This is a genomic window from Streptomyces sp. NPDC021012 (genome assembly GCF_044333355.1).
In the GTDB taxonomy this organism is placed as follows: domain Bacteria; phylum Actinomycetota; class Actinomycetes; order Streptomycetales; family Streptomycetaceae; genus Streptomyces.
Genome location: NZ_JBIRQU010000005.1, coordinates 336,696 through 355,986, shown reverse-complemented (window position 1 = coordinate 355,986; position 19,291 = coordinate 336,696). Strand labels below are relative to the sequence as shown.

The window sequence follows — 19,291 nt, the reverse complement described above, 5'->3', positions numbered from 1 at the left end:
AACCATGAACGCGCCGTACGACGGTGACCGCGGCCAGGGCGCGGGCGGCCCGGCGCCGTCCGGTGGGACGCCCGCGGCGCCTCCCGGTGCCGGCCACCCGCCGGTGCCGCCCCCGCAGCAGGGCGCCCCTGCCGCGCAGGGACAGGACCCCTACGCGCAGAGTCCGTACGCCCAGGACCCCTACGTCCAGGACCCGTACGTCCAGGACGCCTACGCCCACGACCCGTACCGGGCCCAGGACATGTCGGCGCAGGACCCGGTGTCCGAGGCGCTCTACGACCGCGCCGCGCACCCGCCGCCCCCGCCCGGCACCTACCAGGACCCCCACGCGCTCTACCAGCAGCCGGCCGCACCGCAGCACGCCCCCGACCCCCGGGTGTGGGCACAGACCCCGGCGCCCGAGCCGGACGGCCCCTCGCGCCACCTGCCGTACGGCGACGACGCGCGCACGGTCCAGTTCACCGGGGTCGACGACCTGGTGACCCGGGCCGGCGAGGAGACGCCCGAGCCGGACGCGTTCGCGCACCTCTACCGGGACCAGCAGGCGCCCGGCCAGGTGCCCCAGCCCGCCCCGGAGCCGGACCCGCTGCCCGCGCCCGCCCCCAAGAAGGGCGGCCGTGCCTCCGGGCTGCTGAAGTCGAGCGCCGTGATGGCGGCCGGCACCCTGGTCTCCCGGCTGACCGGCTTCGTCCGCAGCCTGGTGATCACCGGTGCGCTCGGCGCGGCCCTGCTCGGTGACACCTTCACCATCGCCTACACCCTGCCGACGATGATCTACATCCTCACCGTCGGCGGCGGCCTCAACTCGGTCTTCGTCCCCCAGCTCGTCCGCTCGATGAAGAACGACGAGGACGGCGGCGAGGCCTATGCCAACCGTCTGCTCACCCTGGTCATGGTGGCGCTCGGCCTCATCGTGGCCCTGGCCGTCTTCGCGGCACCGCTGCTGATCCGGCTGATGTCGAACACCATCGCCGACGACGCCGCGGCCAACAGCGTGGCCGTGACCTTCGCCCGCTATTGCCTGCCCACGATCTTCTTCATGGGCGTGCACGTGGTGATGGGCCAGATCCTCAACGCCCGCGGCAAGTTCGGCGCGATGATGTGGACCCCGGTCCTCAACAACATCGTCATGATCGTCACCTTCGGCCTGTTCATCTGGGTCTACGGCACCTCCGCCGAGTCCCACATGGGCGTGCAGACGATTCCGGACGAGGGCATCCGGCTGCTCGGCATCGGCACCCTGCTCGGCCTCGTCGTCCAGGCGCTGGCGATGATCCCGTACCTGCGCGAGACGGGCTTCCGCTTCCGGCCCCGCTTCGACTGGAAGGGCCACGGGCTCGGCAAGACGGTCAAGCTGGCCAAGTGGACCGTCCTCTTCGTCCTCGCCAACCAGGCGGGCGTCCTGGTCGTCACCCAGCTCGCCACCGCCGCCGGTGAGGAGTCCGGGAAGAACGGTGCCGGCTTCCTCGCGTACTCCAACGCCCAGCTGATCTGGGGCATGCCGCAGGCCATCATCACGGTCTCCGTGATGGCCGCGCTGCTGCCGCGGATCTCCCGCGCCGCCCACGACGACGACCCCGGCGCCGTCCGGGACGACATCTCGCAGGGCCTGCGCAACTCGGCCGTCGCCATCGTCCCGGTCGCCTTCGCCTTCCTGGCGCTCGGCGTCCCGATGTGCACCCTGCTCTACGCCTCCAGCGGCATCGAGGCCGCCCAGGGCATGGGCTTCATCCTGATGGCCTTCGGCCTCGGACTGATCCCCTACTCCGTCCAGTACGTCGTGCTCCGCGGCTTCTACGCCTACGAGGACACCCGGACGCCCTTCTACAACACGGTGATCGTCGCCGCCGTCAACGCGGCCGCCTCGGCGGTCTGCTACGTCGTGCTGCCCGCCCAGTGGGCCGTCGTCGGCATGGCCGCCTCGTACGGACTCGCCTACGCCGTCGGCGTCGGCATCGCCTGGCGCCGGCTCAGCAAGCGCCTGGGCGGCGATCTGGACGGCACCCACGTGATGCGGACCTACGCGCGGCTCTGCATGGCCTCCGTGCCCGCGGCGATCGTCGCCGGCGCCGTCGGTTTCGGCCTGCTGAAGCTGCTCGGCGAGGGCGCCCTGGGCTCGCTCGTCGCCCTCCTTGTCGGCGGTGCGGCACTTCTCGGCGTCTTCTTCGTCGCGGCGAAGCGCATGCGGATCACCGAACTGAACACCCTGGTCGGCATGGTCCGCGGACGCCTGGGACGCTGAACCGGCGGCCCCGCACAACCATCAGCGGGGATCGTGTGTCGTGCATAGCGTCCGACTGTGGGCACAATTGGCTTGGCTGTTGGATGTGGCGCAACGGATGGGGAGGCAGGAACGACGGTGGCGGAACGTAGCACGGCTGCCGTCGACGTGGCCGACAACAGCGGTGACGACCCGCTGACCGCCAAGGCGGACACGGCCGCGACCGACGGGGTGGCGGAAGAGCAGAAGACGGCGGAGAAGACCGCCGAGGCCACGGAGAGCAAGGCGGTCGAACGACAGAGCGGCGAGCAGCCCTCCATCACGGCACCCGAACTGCACAGCGGCCACAAACTGGCCAGACGCTACCGGCTGGAGGAGTGCGTCACCCGTCTGGACGGCTTCAGCAGCTGGCGTGCCGTCGACGAGAAGCTGCGCCGGGCGGTCGGGGTCCACCTGCTGCCGGCCGACCACCCCCGAGCCCGGTCGGTCCTGGCCGCGGCCCGCTCCGCGGCCCTCCTCGGCGACCCCCGGTTCGTCCAGGTCCTCGACGCCGTCGAGGAGAACGACCTCGTGTACGTGGTGCACGAGTGGCTGCCGGACTCCACCGAGCTCACCGCGCTGCTCGCGGCCGGCCCGCTGGAGCCCCACGACGCGTACCAGCTCGTCAGCCAGGTCTCCCAGGCCATGGCCGCCGCCCACCGCGAGGGCCTCGCCCATCTGCGGCTCACCCCGAGCGCCGTCCTGCGCAGCTCCACCGGTCAGTACCGGATCCGCGGCCTGGCCGTGAACGCCGCCCTGCGCGGCATCACCGCCGACCGTCCGCAGCGCACCGACACCGAGGCCATCGGCGCCCTGCTGTACGCCGCGCTCACCCAGCGCTGGCCGTACGACAGCGACGCCCACGGGCTCTCCGGGCTCCCCAAGGGCGTCGGACTGCTGCCGCCGGACCAGGTCCGCGCCGGCGTCCACCGCGGTCTCTCCGAGATCGCCATGCGCGCCCTCGCCAACAACGGGGCCACCGCCTCGCGGCAGGAGCCGCCCTGCACCACTCCGGACGAGCTGGCCAGGGCCGTGGCGGCGATGCCCCGCGTCAAGCCGCCGGAGCCGGAGTTCACGCCCCCGCCCGAGTACCAGCCGACGACGTACCAGCAGGGCACCTACGGACGCCCCCAGCCGCGTCCCGTGATCACCCAGCCGGTCGTCATCCCGCCGCCCCCGCTCCAGAGCCGTACGGGCCGGGCGATGAAGTGGGCCGTCTCGGCCCTCCTCATCGCCGCTCTCGGCCTCGGCAGCTGGCAGATCGCGGACCGGCTGCTCCAGCCGAAGGGCACCGACGAGACGCCCACCGTCCAGCCGACGCTCGACGACGAGAAGCCCAAGCCGCCGAAGCCGCTCGCCATCCAGGAGGCCGAGGAGTACGCCCCCGACGGCAGGGCACAGGACGCGAGCGAGGTCGCCAACACGTACGACAGCGACAGCTCCACGTACTGGCGCACCAGGACGTTCCAGGACGGCCCCGTCCTCGCCCCCTACAAGCAGGGCGTCGGCATCGTCTACGACCTGGGCAGCGAGCAGAACGTGACGTCGGCGTCCATAGCGCTCCGCTACAGCGGCCCGAAGACCGCGATCACCCTGTACGCGACGGACTCGCTGAACCCCTCGGGTTCCGTGGAGTCGATGAAGCCGATCGCCACGGTCGAGACCTCGGGCTCGACGGCGAAGCCGGAGACGAAGACACCGGTCAAGACGCGCTACGTGCTCCTCTGGCTGACGGCCGCGCCGTACGCCGGCGGTGACCAGTACTTCGGCGCCGGCTACAAGCAGGCCATCACGAACGTGTCCTTCCAGGGCACCGCCCCGTAGCCACCGCCTCGCACCCTCCATGAGCGCCGAGCCCAGCTCGGCGCTCATTTACTTCCGGGCACGGACCGGATTGAATGCCTGCACGGCTGCCGATCGAGGAGGGGAACCGTGGCGCCTCCGGCTGACGACCCCCGGACGGCTACGGACGAGGAACTCCTCGCCCGCCATGTCGCCGGAGACCCGGACGCCTTCGGTGAGCTCGTGCGGCGCCATCGCGACCGGCTGTGGGCGGTGGCCCTGCGGACGCTGGGGGACCGCGAGGAGGCCGCTGACGCCGTCCAGGACGCCCTGATCTCCGCCTTCCGGGCCGCCCACACCTTCCGCGGCCAGTCGGCCGTCACGACCTGGCTCCACCGCATCACGGTGAACGCCTGCCTCGACCGGGCGCGCAAGACCGCCTCCCGCAGGACCTCGCCCGTCGACGACACCGACCGCTTCGAACAGCTCCTCGACCCCCACGAGTCGGCCGAGGCGCCCGTGGAGCGCCAGGACCTCCACCGTCAGCTCCTCGCCGCGCTCGCCACGATCCCCGAGGACCAGCGCGCCGCCCTCGTCCTCGTCGACATGCAGGGATACCCGGTCGCGGAGGCGGCCCGTATCCTCGGCGTCCCGACCGGGACCGTGAAGAGCCGCTGTGCGCGCGGGCGTGCACGACTCCTTCCGATGGTCACTCATCTGCGCGTCGACACCGTGGGTAACGAGGCCGTCGAAGGGGGAAGGAACCGGACGCCGGGGACATCCGTCCCACCGGTGCCGGGGCCGACGGATACCGGACCGACAGATCCAGCTGCTGTGAAGGGCGGAGGTGGGCGCACGTGACTTCCACGGCCGGCAAGGCCGACACCACACAGCACCCGGACGTCTCGGAGATCTCCGATCTGACCGAGGGGCTGCTCTCGCCGACCCGCTCGGCAGCCGTACGACGGCACCTGGACGGCTGTCCCCTCTGCGCGGACGTGCGGTCCTCCCTGGAGGAGATCCGGGGCCTCCTCGGCACCCTGCCCGGGCCGCCCCGTATGCCCGCCGAGATCGCCGGACGGATCGACGCCGCCCTGGCCGCCGAGGCCCTCCTCAACGCCACCTCCCCGGAGAGCGACACCCCTGTTTCACGTGAAACATCGCGCTCCGCCGCCGAGGCCACGACTTCCTCCCCGGCCACGGACCGTCCCGCCGGACGCCCTCGGGCGGGTACCGGCCCCGGTCGCCCCGGCAGGCCCCGCCGCCGCCGGATCGCCCTGATCTCCGCGATCGGCGCCGCCTTCGGGGCGGTGGTCCTCGGCACGAGCCTGTATCTCAGCCAGGTGAGCGATGTGACCGCCGGGAGCGCGGCGGACCACAGCACCAAGAAGGTCGAAGCGGCCGCGAGCGCACCGCTCAGTCCCTTCTCCGGCGCACCCGTCGAGGACCGCGTCCACGCCCTGCTGGCCGAGAGCCGCGCGCCCAAGACCCCCCAGGGGGTCGGGCCGGAATCCATGTCCGCCCAGACCGGTGGCGATGCTTCCCGGAGCGCGGGGAACAGCGCCGTCCCCGGCTGTGTGCTGGCCGGCACCGGCCGCAGCGAGGCAGTGCTCGGCTACGAGCGGGGGGAGTACCGGGGCACACCCGCCTACCTGCTCGTCATGGCCGATCCGAAGGACACCACATGGGTCCAGGCCTATGTGCTCGACGCCTCCTGCGCCGACCGTCCCACGGCGAGCGGAAGCCCGGCCGCCGAGCTCCTGGTGAGCCAGACGTACCCTCGCTCCTGACCTCTCTCCCTGCCCGGCCACGGTGCCGCGCGGCGGTCTCGGGAATGCACGCCCCTTAGGATCCGTTGGGTGGGGTGAGAGCGACCGAGACAACCGCCCCCGTAGGCAGTGGCAGTCTGCAGAGACGAGGAAGAAACCCGTGAGCGACGTCCGTAACGTGATCATCATCGGCTCCGGGCCCGCGGGTTACACCGCTGCGCTCTACACGGCCCGAGCGTCGCTGAACCCCCTGGTCTTCGAAGGCGCCGTCACCGCCGGTGGCGCGCTGATGAACACCACCGAGGTCGAGAACTTCCCCGGTTTCCGTGACGGCATCATGGGCCCGGACCTCATGGACAACATGCGGGCCCAGGCCGAGCGCTTCGGCGCCGAGCTGGTCCCGGACGACGTCGTCGCCGTCGACCTGACCGGTGACATCAAGACCGTCACCGACACCGCCGGCACCGTGCACCGCGCCAAGGCCGTCATCGTCACCACCGGTTCCCAGCACCGCAAGCTCGGCCTCCCCAACGAGGACGTGCTCTCCGGCCGCGGTGTCTCCTGGTGCGCCACCTGCGACGGCTTCTTCTTCAAGGACCAGGACATCGCCGTCGTCGGCGGCGGCGACACCGCGATCGAGGAGGCCACCTTCCTCTCGCGCTTCGCCAAGTCCGTCACGATCGTCCACCGCCGGGACACCCTGCGTGCCTCCAAGGCCATGCAGCAGCGCGCCTTCGCCGACCCGAAGATCTCCTTCGCCTGGGACAGCGAGGTCACCGCGATCCACGGCGACCAGAAGCTCAGCGGTCTGACCCTGCGCGACACGAAGACCGGTGAGACCCGCGAGCTCCCCGTCACCGGCCTCTTCATCGCCGTCGGCCACGACCCGCGGACCGAGCTCTTCAAGGGCCAGCTGGAGCTGGACGACGAGGGCTACCTCAAGGTCGACGCCCCCTCGACGCGCACGAACCTCACGGGTGTCTTCGGCGCCGGTGACGTCGTCGACCACACCTACCGTCAGGCCATCACGGCCGCCGGCACCGGCTGCTCCGCCGCGCTGGACGCCGAGCGCTTCCTCGCCGCCCTCGCCGACAGCGAGAAGCTGGCCGAGACCCCCGCAGTCTGATCCCCCTTCCTCTCCCCACCCCACACCCCGCGAAACAAAGGAGGTCGCCGTGGCCGGCACCCTGAAGAACGTGACCGACGCAGACTTCGACGAGGTCGTCCTCAAGAGCGACAAGCCCGTCCTCGTGGACTTCTGGGCGGCCTGGTGCGGCCCGTGCCGTCAGATCGCCCCGTCGCTGGAGGCCATCGCCGCCGAGCACGGCGACCAGATCGAGATCGTGAAGCTCAACATCGACGAGAACCCGGCCACGGCCGCCAAGTACGGCGTCATGTCCATCCCGACGCTCAACGTCTACCAGGGCGGCGAGGTCGCGAAGACCATCGTCGGCGCCAAGCCGAAGGCCGCCATCCTGCGCGACCTGGACTCCTTCATCCAGGCCTGACGCTCCCCTGTTTCACGTGAAACAGCGACGGCCCACCCCTCTCGGGGTGGGCCGTTCTCGTGTCCCCGGGCTAGAGCGGCCGTAGCGCGGGCTCCTTCTGCACGGCGCCGAGCAGGCGATCCAGGGCCATTTCGACGTCCTCCTTCCAGGAGAGCGTCGTCCTCAGCTCCAGCCTCAGCCGGGGAAAGGCGTGGTGCGGGCGGACGGTCTTGAAGCCCACCGCGAGGAGATGATCCGCCGGCAGCACACAGGCCGGCTCCTTCCACCGGGCGTCCCCGAACGCCTCGATCGCCTTGAAGCCCCGCCTCATCACGTCCTTGGCCACGGTCTGCACCATCACCCGTCCCAGGCCCTGCCCCTGATAGCCCGGCATGATCCACGCCGTCATCAGCTGGACGGCATCCGCCGCTACAGGGCTCGTGGGGAAGGCCGTCGAGCGCGGCACATAGGCCGGGGGAGCGTAGAGGACGTAACCGACCGGCACTTCGTCGACATAGACCACCCGGCCGCAGGAACCCCACTCCAGGAGAACGGCCGAGATCCAGGCCTCCTTCTCCAGCTCCGGGCGCCCCGCCTTCACGGCCGCCTCACCGCTGACCGGGTCGAGCTCCCAGAAGACACAGGAGCGACACCGCTTGGGCAGATCCGGAAGGTTGTCCAGCGTGAGCGGTACGAGCCGACGCCCCACGGCTGCTCCTCGTTTCCCTCGCCATCGAGCACGGATACGCCTTCGGGAATCGTATCGATCGGGCGATCGGGGCGATACCGCTCATGAGCAAAGGGCGGGCCGCGTTCCGGTGAAGACCGGAGCACGGCCCGCCCTGGGCGGCCTCAGCGAACAGGAAGGGGGATCAGCCCTGCTCGGCCTTCTTGTGGTCCAGGACCCGTCCCTCTCCGGGAGCCAGGGTCGAGAGGATCCGCTCCAGATCCTCCATCGAGGCGAACTCGACGACGATCTTGCCCTTCTTCTGCCCCAGGTCGACCTTCACCCGGGTGTCGAAGCGGTCCGAGAGCCGGGAAGCGAGGTCCGTGAGCGCGGGCGAGACACGGGCACCGGCCCGCGGACCCTTCGGCTTGACCGCGGACGCGGTCTCCTCGGAGCCCATGAGGCTCACGATCTCCTCGACGCTGCGCACCGAGAGGCCTTCGGCGACGATCCGGTACGCCAGCTTGTCCTGGGCGTCCGCGTCCTCCACACCGAGCAGGGCCCGTGCGTGGCCGGCGGAGAGCACACCGGCGGCGACCCGGCGCTGGACCGGCAGAGAGAGGCGCAGCAGACGCAGCGTGTTGGAGATCTGCGGGCGGGAACGTCCGATCCGCTCCGCGAGCTGGTCATGGGTGCAGCCGAAGTCCTTGAGCAGCTGCTCGTAGGCGTGGGCCTCTTCGATCGCGTTCAGCTGGGCCCGGTGCAGGTTCTCCAGGAGCGCGTCCAGGAGCATCTTCTCGTCGTCGGTGTCCCGGACGATCGCCGGAATCCGCTCCAGGCCCGCCGTCGTCGACGCCCGCAGACGGCGCTCACCCATGACGAGCTCGTAGCGGTCGGCCTCGACCTTGCGCACGACCACGGGCTGGAGCAGGCCGACCTCCTTGATGGAGGTGACGAGCTCCGCGAGGGCGTCCTCGTCGAAGACCTCACGGGGCTGATGCCGGTTGGGGACGATGGCATCGATCGGGAGCTCGGTGAAGTAGGCCCCTTCCGGAGCCTTCGGCAGGGCCGCCGGCTCGGGCTCGTTCCACGTCGGCGACGACTCCGGGGCCTTCGGGCTCTGCGGCAGCGTCGCCAGCTTCGCGGCGGCCACCCCTCGTTCCACCTGCCGTTCCTGGGGAGCAGCAGGAATCAGCGCACCGAGCCCACGCCCCAATCCCCTACGTCGCTCGCTCACTGGATCCCCTCCGACATGCTGCGCTGGCTGTTCTGGTGCCCTACATGGGCGTGTTGCGGGTCGTAGTGCACGGCGACCCCCCGCAGGGCGATCTCACGGGCCGCTTCGAGGTACGAAAGGGCGCCGCTGGAACCCGGGTCATAGGTGAGGACCGTCTGCCCGTAGCTCGGGGCCTCCGAGATGCGGACGGACCTCGGAATGCTGGTCCGCAGCACCTCCTCGGCGAAGTGGCTGCGCACCTCTTCGGCCACCTGGGAGGCGAGCCTCGTCCTGCCGTCGTACATGGTGAGCAGGATCGTCGAGACGTGGAGCGCCGGGTTGAGGTGACCTCGGACCAGGTCGACGTTCCGCAGGAGCTGACCGAGTCCCTCCAGCGCGTAGTACTCGCACTGGATCGGGATCAGCACCTCCGCGCCCGCCACCATCGCGTTGACCGTGAGGAGGCCGAGCGAGGGCGGGCAGTCGATCAGGATGTAGTCCAGCGGCTGCTCATAGGCCTGGATCGCCCGCTGGAGCCGACTCTCACGCGCCACCAGCGACACCAGCTCGATCTCCGCGCCGGCGAGATCGATGGTGGCGGGGGCACAGAAGAGGCCCTCGACGTCCTTGACCGGCTGCACCACATCGGAGAGCGGCTTGCTATCCACCAGCACGTCGTAGATCGAGGGGACCTCGGCGTGGTGGTCGATGCCCAGTGCCGTCGAGGCGTTGCCCTGGGGGTCCAGGTCGATGACCAGGACCCGGGCGCCGTGCAGTGCCAGGGAGGCGGCAAGGTTGACCGTCGTGGTCGTCTTGCCCACGCCGCCCTTCTGGTTGGCGACCACCATGACACGGGTCTGGGCCGGGCGGGGAAGTCCCTCACCGGCACGACCCAGTGCCTCTACTGCCAGCTGGGCGGCACGACCGATGGGGGTGTCGTCCATCGGGGGCGGTGTTTCACGTGAAACATCCTCCCCCGCCGATTCGGTTCGGGGACCGGGGACCGGATCGGTCATCGGTCCCGCGATGTTGGCGTCGGACCGCAAGGATTCACTCTCCTCGGCTTCAGGCTCGCGATGAGGAGAGCCTGCCATGCTTTCGGGGTCGTGAACCAGCGAGGTAGGTGGTTCTGTGGGTGAATCCACCTCTGTGGACAACTCCGTAACCCTCACGGGTGGCTTCACGCGAGGTCGACGGTCCCGGGGCGTGGCAGCCGCGCGACCGCGGCTGATGATCCCCTGCAGCAGTGAGCGACGTTTCACGTGAAACACCATGCCGCTGCCGCCCGGCCGGGACCGTTCGACACTCCGAAATGGTACGTATCCGGCGCTCAGCGGCGCCGACGGGTCTTGCTGGTGCGGGCGGCCTTGGCCCGCTTGGCCGCGAACCGCACACCACCGGGGCTCTCGCCGACCTCCACCCGGACGACCGTGGTCATCGGGTCGACGACCCCCTCACCCACGTGCAGCACCGAGGCCTCCACCACACCGAGCCGGGAGAGCGCGGAGCGAGCACCGTCGATCTCCTCCTGCGCGGTGTCGCCCTTGAGCGCCAGCATCTCTCCGTACGGGCGCAGCAGGGGAACGCCCCAGCCGGCCAGCCGGTCGAGCGGCGCCACCGCGCGGGCGGTCACCACGTGCACGGGCGTGATCTTGCCGAGCATCTCCTCCGCACGCCCCCGGACCACGGTCACATGGTCGAGGCCGAGCAGCTCGACGACCTCCTGGAGGAAGTTCGTCCTACGCAGGAGCGGCTCCAGAAGGGTGATCTTCAGGTCGGGCCGGACCAGAGCCAGCGGGATGCCGGGCAGACCGGCGCCCGAGCCCACATCGCAGACGGTGACGCCCTCGGGGACGACCTCCGAGAGGACGGCACAGTTCAGCAGGTGGCGCTCCCAGAGACGCGGGACCTCGCGCGGGCCGATCAGGCCACGCTTCACACCCGCGTCCGCGAGCAGCTCCGCGTACCGCACGGCCTCCGGGAAGTACTCACCGAAGACTGTCCGCGCCTGCTCCGGCGCTTCGGGAAGCGCCTGCTCCGGCACCTCGGGGAGCTCCGCTGACTCCGTCACGGGAACCGTCCTTCCGTACCGCACGCCTCGCGTGCGAGCGCACTGTGGTGGCTGAGTTTCAAGGCTGACAAAGATCGGCCCCGCCTGCGAACAGACGGGGCCGAGACTACGTGAGGGTTCAGGCCGGGAGCACGACGACGAAGCGCTGCGGCTCCTCGCCCTCGGACTCGCTGCGCAGACCGGCGGCGGCGATGGCGTCGTGCACGACCTTGCGCTCGAACGGCGTCATCGGGTCCAGCTTGACCGGCTGACCGTTGGCCTTCACCTCGGCCGCGGCCTTGGCGCCCAGCTCGGCGAGCTCGGCACGCTTCTTGGCCCGGAAGCCCGCGATGTCGAGCATCAGCCGGCTACGGTCACCGGTCTCGCGGTGCACGGCCAGCCGGGTCAGCTCCTGGAGCGCCTCCAGGACCTCCCCGTCGCGGCCCACGAGCTTCTGCAGGTCACGGCTGCCGGAGTCGCTGATGATCGAGACCGCAGCCCGGTCCGCCTCGACGTCCATGTCGATGTCGCCGTCGAGATCGGCGATGTCGAGCAGGCCTTCGAGGTAGTCGGCCGCGATCTCACCCTCCTGCTCCAGGCGGGTCAGGGTGTCGCCACCCTCGGCGGCGGCGGAGGTGGTGCCTTCCGTCACGGATGGACTCCTTCTTGCTTCTGGGAGGGCTTACTTCTTGGAGGACGGGTGCTTGGGCCGCTGCGGGCCCTTGCGCTGGCGGTTGCCGCCCGAGCTGGCGCGGCTGCGGCCGGAGGCCTGACCCTGCGTGCCGCCCTTGGCGGGGGTCTCCGGCTTCTTCTCCAGCGAGGTCTTCGACTCGGTCTCCGAGACGCTCGTCTCGGTGGTCTCCGCCTGCTCCTCGACCTCGGTGTCCTTCGCCTGCGGGGCCGCGGAGGCCTGGCGCTGGGCCTTGGTCTGGCGCTTGGGCTGCTGGCGCTTGGCGGCGGCACCGCCCTCGGCCTCGGCCACGAGGGTGTCGCCCTTGATCACGGTGCCGTCGGCCTGGGCGGCGAAGCCGGCCTTGGAGAGGCCCGCGAAGAAGCGGCGCTCGTTCTCGTTGCGGTCACTGCCCTTGGCGACGATGACCTTGACGATGTTCTTCCGGCGGCGGCCCTTGACCTCACCGCTGTGCGTGACGCTCTTCAGCAGGCGCTGGAGGTAGGCGTCCTGGGCCTTGCTGCCCGGCGTCGGGTTCTGGTTGATGACGTACATCTGCTGGCCCATGGTCCACACGTTGGTGGTCAGCCAGTAGACGAGGACACCGACGGGGAAGTTGATGCCCATGCCCGCGAAGATCAGCGGGAAGATGTACATGAGCATCTTCTGCTGCTGCATGTACGGGGTCTTCACCGAGAGGTCGACGTTCTTCATCATCAGCTGGCGCTGGGTGAAGAACTGCGAGGCCGACATCATGATGATCATGACCGCGGTGACGATGCGCACATCGGTGATCGAGGCACCCAGAGCCTGGACCTCGGCGGCGCTGTTCGTGAACTTGGCGGCCAGCGGGGCACCGAAGATGTGGGCCTGACGGGCGCTCTCGAGCAGCGACTGGTTGATGACGCCGATGGTCTCGCCGTTGGCGATGGCCGCGAGCACGTGGTACAGCGCGAAGAAGAACGGGGACTGCGCCAGGATGGGAAGGCACGAGGAGAGCGGGTTGGTGCCCGTCTCCTTGTACAGCTTCATCATCTCTTCGGACTGACGCTGCTTGTCGCTCTTGTAGCGCTCCTGGATCGCCTTCATCTTCGGCTGGAGCGCCTGCATGTTCCGCGTCGACTTGATCTGCTTCACGAAGAGCGGGATCAGGCAGATGCGGATCAGCACCACGAGGGACACGATGGACAGACCCCAGGCCCAGCCCGTGTCAGGACCGAAGATCGCCCCGTACATCTTGTGGAACTGGACGATGACCCAGGAAACGGGCCAGGTGATGAAGCTGAACAGACTGGCAATCGTGTCCACTAATCAGGCTCCTTGAGCATTGGGCGAGGTCTCGGCGGCCGGGCTCGTCGTGGCGGGGGAACCGCCCTTGTCGCCGCGCAGCGCGTTCCGCAGCATCTCGTGCCAGCGGGGGCGCTTGCGCGGGGGGACGTGATCCACACCGCCGGGCGACCACGGGTTGCACCGCAGGATCCGCCAGGCGGTCAGGGCCGTGCCCTTGATCGCGCCATGCCGGTCGATGGCCGTGAATCCGTAGTGGGAACACGACGGGTAGTACCGGCAGACGGGGCCCAGAAGAGGGCTGATCGTCCACTGGTACAGCTTGATGAGAGCCAGCAGCGGGTACTTCATCGCGTGCCCCCTCCCAGCAGCCGCTGGAGAGCGGCGTCCAGGTCTCGGGCCAGCTGTGCGTGGTCGGCGTCACCGGCTCCGGGCAACGCCCGTACGACCACCAGGCTACCGGGGGGCAGCTCGTCGATGCGGTCGCGGACGAGATGGCGCAGGCGTCGCTTCACCTGGTTGCGTACGACCGCACCGCCCACGGCCTTGCTCACGACGAAACCCGCACGCGTCGGGGGAGCGCTCTCCCCAGGCGCGTGCGGGTCCGTTGCACTGCTGCGCAGGTGGACGACGAGGAGCGGGCGACCAGCCCGGCGGCCTCGGCGTACCGCGGTTGCGAAGTCCTCGCGCCGCCTCAGCCGATTCTCGGTAGGCAGCACGTCATGACCTGTTTAAGTGGATCAGGCGGACAGGCTCGCGCGACCCTTGGCACGGCGGTTCGCCAGGATGGCGCGGCCGGCACGGGTGCGCATGCGCAGGCGGAAGCCGTGGGTCTTCGCGCGACGACGGTTGTTCGGCTGGAAGGTGCGCTTGCTCACTCGGGGGCTCCAGAAATGATTCGTAGATGGCGGGACATCGCCTGGCTGTCACCGTGCGCCCACGAGTAGCTCGCAATACGCCCGAGTGCACCGCTACACGATCACAGACCGTGATCTTTGCCCATCGGAGGCAGGCGGCAGCAGCCATCGACAACTCGACCTGGTTACGGTACGCGCGGCTACGCCATCCGGTCAAACCGACCTGTCGCCACCTCCCATTGTGCACAGGCTGTGGACAAAACTTGAACCACGTCATCCGCCCCGACTACCGTGAACGGTCTCCGTAATCTTTTTCCGTTCTGTCCTCACCTGTCCCGGGCGACCCGTCCGCACGGACTTCGACCCACCGTCCCCGAGAACCACACCATCGTGGGACCTGCGAGAAAGCGTGCCCTGTGGCTGACGTACCTGCCGATCTTGCCGCAGTGTGGCCGCGTGTCCTCGAGCAGCTTCTCGCCGAGGGCCAGCAGGGGATCGAGCCCAAGGACAAACAGTGGATCGAGCGCTGCCAGCCGCTCGCCCTGGTCGCGGACACGGCTCTGCTCGCCGTGCCCAACGAGTGGGGGAAGCGGGTCCTGGAGGGCCGGCTCGCCCCGCTGATCAGCGAGACCCTCAGCCGTGAGTGCGGCCGGCCGATCCGGATCGCGATCACCGTCGACGACTCCGTCGGCGAGCCGACGCCGCCGGCGCCCCCGGTGCAGCAGTCGCAGCAGTCGCGCTACGACGAGCGTCCGCAGCCCGAGCCGTACGAGAAGTACGAGGGCTACGGCCACCGGCCGATGTCCGACGACGGCCTGCCCACCGCGCGCCCGGCCTACCCGGACTACCAGCAGCCGCAGCGGCCCGACCCCGGCGCCTGGCCGCGCACCCAGGAGGACCTCTCCTGGCAGCAGCCGCGGCTCGGCGGCTACCAGGAGCGCGCCCCGTACACCGGCCCCAGCAGCCCGACCGGCCCCGAGCAGTCCCGGGGGAGCCGTTACGACGAGCCGGCCCGCGGTTACGAGCCGCAGCGGCCCGAGCGTGCCGAGCTGCCCGATCCGCAGAGCCACGGCCCCCGTCCCGGGCCCCGTCCGGGCGGTCCGGTCCCCGGGCCCGGCGGCGTGCCGGGCGGCGGCTCCTCGTCCTCCGGGCAGGGCGCCGGCGGCCCGAACGAGCAGCACGCGCGTCTGAACCCCAAGTACCTCTTCGACACCTTCGTGATCGGTTCCTCGAACCGGTTCGCGCATGCGGCCGCCGTCGCGGTCGCCGAGGCGCCGGCGAAGGCGTACAACCCGCTCTTCATCTACGGGGAGTCGGGTCTCGGCAAGACCCACCTGCTGCACGCGATCGGGCACTACGCGCGGAGCCTCTACCCGGGCACGCGCGTGCGGTACGTGAGCTCCGAGGAGTTCACCAACGAGTTCATCAACTCGATCCGCGACGGCAAGGGCGACGCCTTCCGCAAGCGCTACCGCGATGTGGACATCCTGCTCGTCGACGACATCCAGTTCCTGGCGAGCAAGGAGTCGACGCAGGAGGAGTTCTTCCACACCTTCAACACGCTGCACAACGCCAACAAGCAGATCGTGCTCTCCTCGGACCGGCCGCCCAAGCAGCTGGTGACCCTGGAGGACCGGCTCCGCAACCGCTTCGAGTGGGGCCTCACCACCGACGTGCAGCCGCCCGAGCTGGAGACGCGCATCGCGATCCTCCGCAAGAAGGCGGTGCAGGAGCAGCTCAACGCCCCGCCGGAGGTGCTGGAGTTCATCGCGTCCCGGATCTCGCGGAACATCCGTGAGCTGGAGGGCGCGCTGATCCGGGTGACGGCCTTCGCGAGCCTCAACCGGCAGCCGGTGGACCTCGGGCTGACCGAGATCGTCCTCAAGGACCTGATCCCGGGCGGCGAGGACAGCGCGCCGGAGATCACCGCTCCCGCGATCATGGCGGCCACCGCCGACTACTTCGGTCTGACGGTGGAGGACCTCTGCGGATCCTCGCGCAGCCGCGTCCTGGTGACGGCCCGGCAGATCGCCATGTACCTGTGCCGTGAGCTCACGGACCTGTCGCTGCCGAAGATCGGCGCGCAGTTCGGCGGCCGCGACCACACGACGGTGATGCACGCGGACCGGAAGATCCGCGCCCTGATGGCGGAGCGGCGCTCCATCTACAACCAGGTCACCGAACTCACCAACCGCATCAAGAACGGCTGACGCGGGCCTGCCACAGGGCCGTCAGAGCCTCTCGAAGGGCGCTCCGGGACACCTCCCCGGGGCGCCCTTCGGCGTTCCCTCGGCCCCCACGCGCCCGCACTTCGCCCCTGCCTGACCCCTGCCCCGCCCCCTCCTCGCCCCTGTCCCGCCTCCGCCTCACCCCTGGCCTGTTCGATTCCCTCGTTCCGGTGGCAGGTTCTCCACAGATTGGGGGATGATCTCCCGTCCACAGGGTGGGGACTGTCGAGTTATCCGGATTGTGTCCACAGGCAGGCCTGGTGACAGGGCATCACTCCAGGTCAGACCCTTGTGGAATTGTTGGCAACCGTTCTCCACAGCCTGTGGATGAATCTTTCGTCCACAGGGGGTCCCGAAGGTTGTCCACCGGCTGCCCACAGGGAGCAGTCGGTTGCCCACAGCTTCTCCACACCGCTGTCCACTGTTCGGCAACGAAACACCCCCGCTCACCGGGTCGAGTGAAAGCCGTCACACCAAGGGAGACGTTTGGGCTGTGGGGAACCTGGGGAAAGCTGGGGACAGCGCTGGGGAGAACTCCCCCTGGTCTGTGTATCGGCTGTGCAGAACTTTCGGGTGTCCACAGACACACCTGGTTTTCCACTGGTTCCACCCACAGCCTCGGTGGACAAAAAACCTGGACTGACCTGCGAGAACGGCGTTATCCACGGTTTCCACAGGCCCTACTACTACTCCCACATAGAGTTAGCTCGGAATCCGTTTCGAAGTGGGTCCTGTGCACAACTCGGCGCCGGAGCTCCGGCACGCTCTCGTCGCGATTTGACCCCGAGCAGCACCGAGTGTCTGCGGCGTACGTCAGACTGGTTCCCGCAGTCGACGAAGAGCCAGCAACAGCAGGAGGCGGTTCCGGTGAAGATCCGGGTGGAGCGCGATGTACTCGCGGAGGCGGTGGCCTGGGTGGCCCGCAGCCTCCCGGCCCGTCCGCCGGCCCCCGTGCTCGCGGGCCTTCTCCTGAAGGCCGAGGACGGCGCCCTGAGCTTCTCGAGCTTCGACTACGAGGTCTCCGCCCGGGTCTCGGTCGAGGCCGAGGTGGAGGAGGACGGCACCGTCCTCGTCTCCGGCCGGCTGCTCGCCGACATCTGCCGCGCCCTCCCCAACCGTCCCGTGGAGATCTCCACAGACGGTGTACGGGCGACCGTCGTCTGTGGATCCTCCCGCTTCACCCTCCACACACTGCCTGTGGAGGAGTACCCGGCCCTGCCGGAGATGCCCACCGCGACCGGCACCGTCCCCGGCGAGGTCTTCGCCTCCGCCGCCGCGCAGGTGGCCATCGCCGCCGGCCGTGACGACACGCTGCCCGTCCTCACCGGTGTGCGCATCGAGATCGAGGGCGACACGGTCACCCTGGCCTCCACCGACCGCTACCGCTTCGCGGTCCGCGAGTTCCTGTGGAAGCCGGAGTCCCCGGACGCCTCCGCGGTCGCCCTGGTGCCCGCGAAGACCCTCCTGGACACCGCCAAGGCGCTCACCAGCGGCGACACGGTCACCCTGGCGCTCTCGGGCTCCGGCAAGGGCGAGGGCCTCATCGGCTTCGAGGGCGCGGGCCGCCGCACCACCACCCGCCTCCTGGAGGGCGACCTCCCGAAGTACCGGACGCTCTTCCCCACCGAGTTCAACTCGGTCGCGGTGATCGAGACCGCCCCCTTCGTGGAGGCCGTGAAGCGCGTGGCCCTGGTGGCCGAGCGCAACACCCCGGTCCGGCTGAGCTTCGAGCAGGGCGTCCTCATCCTGGAGGCCGGCTCCAGCGACGACGCACAGGCTGTGGAGAGGGTCGACGCGCAGCTGGACGGCGACGACATCTCGATCGCCTTCAACCCGACCTTCCTGCTCGACGGCCTGAGCGCGATCGACTCCCCGGTCGCCCAGCTCTCCTTCACGACCTCCACGAAGCCGGCGCTGCTCAGCGGCAAGCCCGCGCTCGACGCGGAGGCGGACGAGGCCTACAAGTACCTGATCATGCCGGTTCGCCTGTCCGGTTGATCCCGGTTCCTCGGGGCATCGCCTGAGCGGCCGACCCCACAGGTGTGCACCCGGGTCCGGGCGTAGGCTCGGACCCGGGTAAACCGCACACGACGCTTAAGGAATCTCTGATGGAGCTCGGTCTCGTCGGTCTCGGCAAGATGGGCGGCAACATGCGTGAGCGCATCCGCCGCGCAGGCCACACCGTCATCGGATACGACCGCAATCCGGACCTCGCCGACGTCCACAGCCTCGAAGAGCTTGTGGGCAAGCTCAAGGGTCCGCGCGTCGTGTGGGTCATGGTCCCGGCCGGTGCCGCGACCCAGTCCACCATCGACGAGCTGGCCGACCTGCTCTCCCCCGGCGACATCGTCGTGGACGGCGGGAACTCGCGCTGGACGGACGACGAGAAGCACGCCGAGGAGCTCGCCGCCAAGGGCATCGGCTTCGTCGACTGCGGCGTCTCCGGCGGTGTGTGGGGCCTGGAGAACGGCTACGCGCTGATGTACGGCGGCTCCGCCGAGGACGTGGCGAAGGTCCAGCCGATCTTCGACGCGCTCAAGCCCGAGGGCGAGTTCGGCTCGGTCCACGCGGGCAAGGTCGGCGCCGGCCACTTCGCGAAGATGGTCCACAACGGCATCGAGTACGCGATGATGCAGGCCTACGCCGAGGGCTGGGAGCTCCTGGAGAAGGTCGACTCCGTCACCGACGTGCGCGAGGTCTTCCGCTCCTGGCAGGAGGGCACGGTCATCCGCTCCTGGCTGCTCGACCTCGCGGTGAACGCGCTGGACGAGGACGAGCACCTGGACAAGCTGCGGGGCTATGCGTCGGACTCCGGCGAGGGCCGGTGGACGGTCGAGGCCGCCATCGACAACGCCGTCCCGCTGCCGGCGATCACCGCCTCGCTGTTCGCGCGGTTCGCCTCCCGCCAGGACGACTCCCCGCAGATGAAGATGATCGCCGCGCTGCGCAACCAGTTCGGTGGCCACGCGGTCGAGACGAAGAAGTAATCCACAGGCTGTGCACCCCGCGGTGCACAGC

General features: G+C 69.7%; 18 protein-coding genes. 9 read left to right on the top strand and 9 right to left on the bottom strand.

Features of this window, described 5'->3' with window-relative positions; translation table 11 throughout:
• Positions 1-4 precede the first annotated feature (4 nt).
• The 6 genes from murJ (at position 5) to trxA (ending at position 7,319) form a co-directional block, all read left to right on the top strand.
• Positions 5-2,242 (top strand): murein biosynthesis integral membrane protein MurJ, encoded by a 2,238-nt coding sequence (gene murJ, locus ACH4TP_RS19130; protein WP_398181055.1) that lies wholly within the window; start codon positions 5-7, stop codon positions 2,240-2,242.
• A 117-nt stretch (positions 2,243-2,359) separates the two neighbouring features.
• Positions 2,360-4,084, top strand: a complete 1,725-nt coding sequence (locus ACH4TP_RS19125; protein ID WP_398438589.1) for a protein kinase family protein — start codon at positions 2,360-2,362, stop codon at positions 4,082-4,084.
• 108 nt (positions 4,085-4,192) lie between these two features.
• On the top strand, positions 4,193-4,903 hold the full coding sequence (gene sigM / locus ACH4TP_RS19120) for an RNA polymerase sigma factor SigM (protein WP_398438588.1): 711 nt from the start codon (positions 4,193-4,195) through the stop codon (positions 4,901-4,903).
• Positions 4,900-5,832, top strand: coding sequence for a zf-HC2 domain-containing protein (locus tag ACH4TP_RS19115; RefSeq protein ID WP_398438587.1), 933 nt, complete (start codon positions 4,900-4,902; stop codon positions 5,830-5,832). Before sigM ends, ACH4TP_RS19115 begins: the two co-directional genes overlap by 4 nt.
• A gap of 139 nt (positions 5,833-5,971) precedes the next feature.
• A complete protein-coding gene (gene trxB, locus ACH4TP_RS19110) occupies positions 5,972-6,937 on the top strand; it encodes a thioredoxin-disulfide reductase (protein WP_389222574.1) in 966 nt (321 codons plus the stop codon).
• Positions 6,938-6,986: 49 nt separating this feature from the next.
• On the top strand, positions 6,987-7,319 hold the full coding sequence (trxA, locus tag ACH4TP_RS19105) for a thioredoxin (protein WP_389222576.1): 333 nt from the start codon (positions 6,987-6,989) through the stop codon (positions 7,317-7,319).
• A 70-nt stretch (positions 7,320-7,389) separates the two neighbouring features.
• Here trxA and ACH4TP_RS19100 read toward each other — a convergent pair whose 3' ends face one another.
• From ACH4TP_RS19100 to rpmH, 9 genes are all read right to left on the bottom strand, one after another.
• Entirely contained in the window at positions 7,390-8,007 is a 618-nt protein-coding gene (locus ACH4TP_RS19100; RefSeq protein ID WP_041130177.1) for a GNAT family N-acetyltransferase, read from the bottom strand.
• Positions 8,008-8,170: 163 nt separating this feature from the next.
• Complete coding sequence (locus tag ACH4TP_RS19095; RefSeq protein WP_398181069.1) at positions 8,171-9,202, bottom strand: ParB/RepB/Spo0J family partition protein; 1,032 nt, start codon at positions 9,200-9,202, stop codon at positions 8,171-8,173.
• Entirely contained in the window at positions 9,199-10,275 is a 1,077-nt protein-coding gene (locus ACH4TP_RS19090; RefSeq protein WP_398181072.1) for a ParA family protein, read from the bottom strand. The genes ACH4TP_RS19095 and ACH4TP_RS19090 overlap by 4 nt, the downstream gene beginning before the upstream one ends.
• Positions 10,276-10,511: 236 nt before the next feature.
• A complete protein-coding gene (rsmG, locus tag ACH4TP_RS19085) occupies positions 10,512-11,276 on the bottom strand; it encodes a 16S rRNA (guanine(527)-N(7))-methyltransferase RsmG (RefSeq protein WP_389222583.1) in 765 nt (254 codons plus the stop codon).
• A 94-nt stretch (positions 11,277-11,370) separates the two neighbouring features.
• Positions 11,371-11,883, bottom strand: coding sequence for a protein jag (locus ACH4TP_RS19080; RefSeq protein ID WP_388851190.1), 513 nt, complete (start codon positions 11,881-11,883; stop codon positions 11,371-11,373).
• Positions 11,884-11,913: 30 nt separating this feature from the next.
• Entirely contained in the window at positions 11,914-13,209 is a 1,296-nt protein-coding gene (gene yidC, locus ACH4TP_RS19075; RefSeq protein WP_398181077.1) for a membrane protein insertase YidC, read from the bottom strand.
• A 3-nt stretch (positions 13,210-13,212) separates the two neighbouring features.
• Positions 13,213-13,539 carry a membrane protein insertion efficiency factor YidD gene (yidD, locus tag ACH4TP_RS19070; RefSeq protein ID WP_389222587.1) on the bottom strand — a complete coding sequence of 109 codons (327 nt, stop codon included), beginning with the start codon at positions 13,537-13,539 and terminating at the stop codon, positions 13,213-13,215.
• Complete coding sequence (gene rnpA / locus ACH4TP_RS19065) at positions 13,536-13,907, bottom strand: ribonuclease P protein component (RefSeq protein ID WP_388851181.1); 372 nt, start codon at positions 13,905-13,907, stop codon at positions 13,536-13,538. Before rnpA ends, yidD begins: the two co-directional genes overlap by 4 nt.
• 21 nt (positions 13,908-13,928) lie before the next feature.
• Positions 13,929-14,066, bottom strand: a complete 138-nt coding sequence (rpmH, locus tag ACH4TP_RS19060) for a 50S ribosomal protein L34 (RefSeq protein WP_015659252.1) — start codon at positions 14,064-14,066, stop codon at positions 13,929-13,931.
• Positions 14,067-14,461: 395 nt separating this feature from the next.
• Between rpmH and dnaA the strand changes: the two genes are divergently transcribed.
• The 3 genes from dnaA (at position 14,462) to gnd (ending at position 19,260) form a co-directional block, all read left to right on the top strand.
• Positions 14,462-16,255, top strand: a complete 1,794-nt coding sequence (dnaA, locus tag ACH4TP_RS19055) for a chromosomal replication initiator protein DnaA (RefSeq protein WP_398438586.1) — start codon at positions 14,462-14,464, stop codon at positions 16,253-16,255.
• A gap of 885 nt (positions 16,256-17,140) precedes the next feature.
• Positions 17,141-18,271, top strand: coding sequence for a DNA polymerase III subunit beta (gene dnaN, locus ACH4TP_RS19050; RefSeq protein WP_041130169.1), 1,131 nt, complete (start codon positions 17,141-17,143; stop codon positions 18,269-18,271).
• A gap of 110 nt (positions 18,272-18,381) precedes the next feature.
• Entirely contained in the window at positions 18,382-19,260 is an 879-nt protein-coding gene (gene gnd / locus ACH4TP_RS19045; RefSeq protein WP_150268264.1) for a phosphogluconate dehydrogenase (NAD(+)-dependent, decarboxylating), read from the top strand.
• Positions 19,261-19,291: the final 31 nt, after the last annotated feature.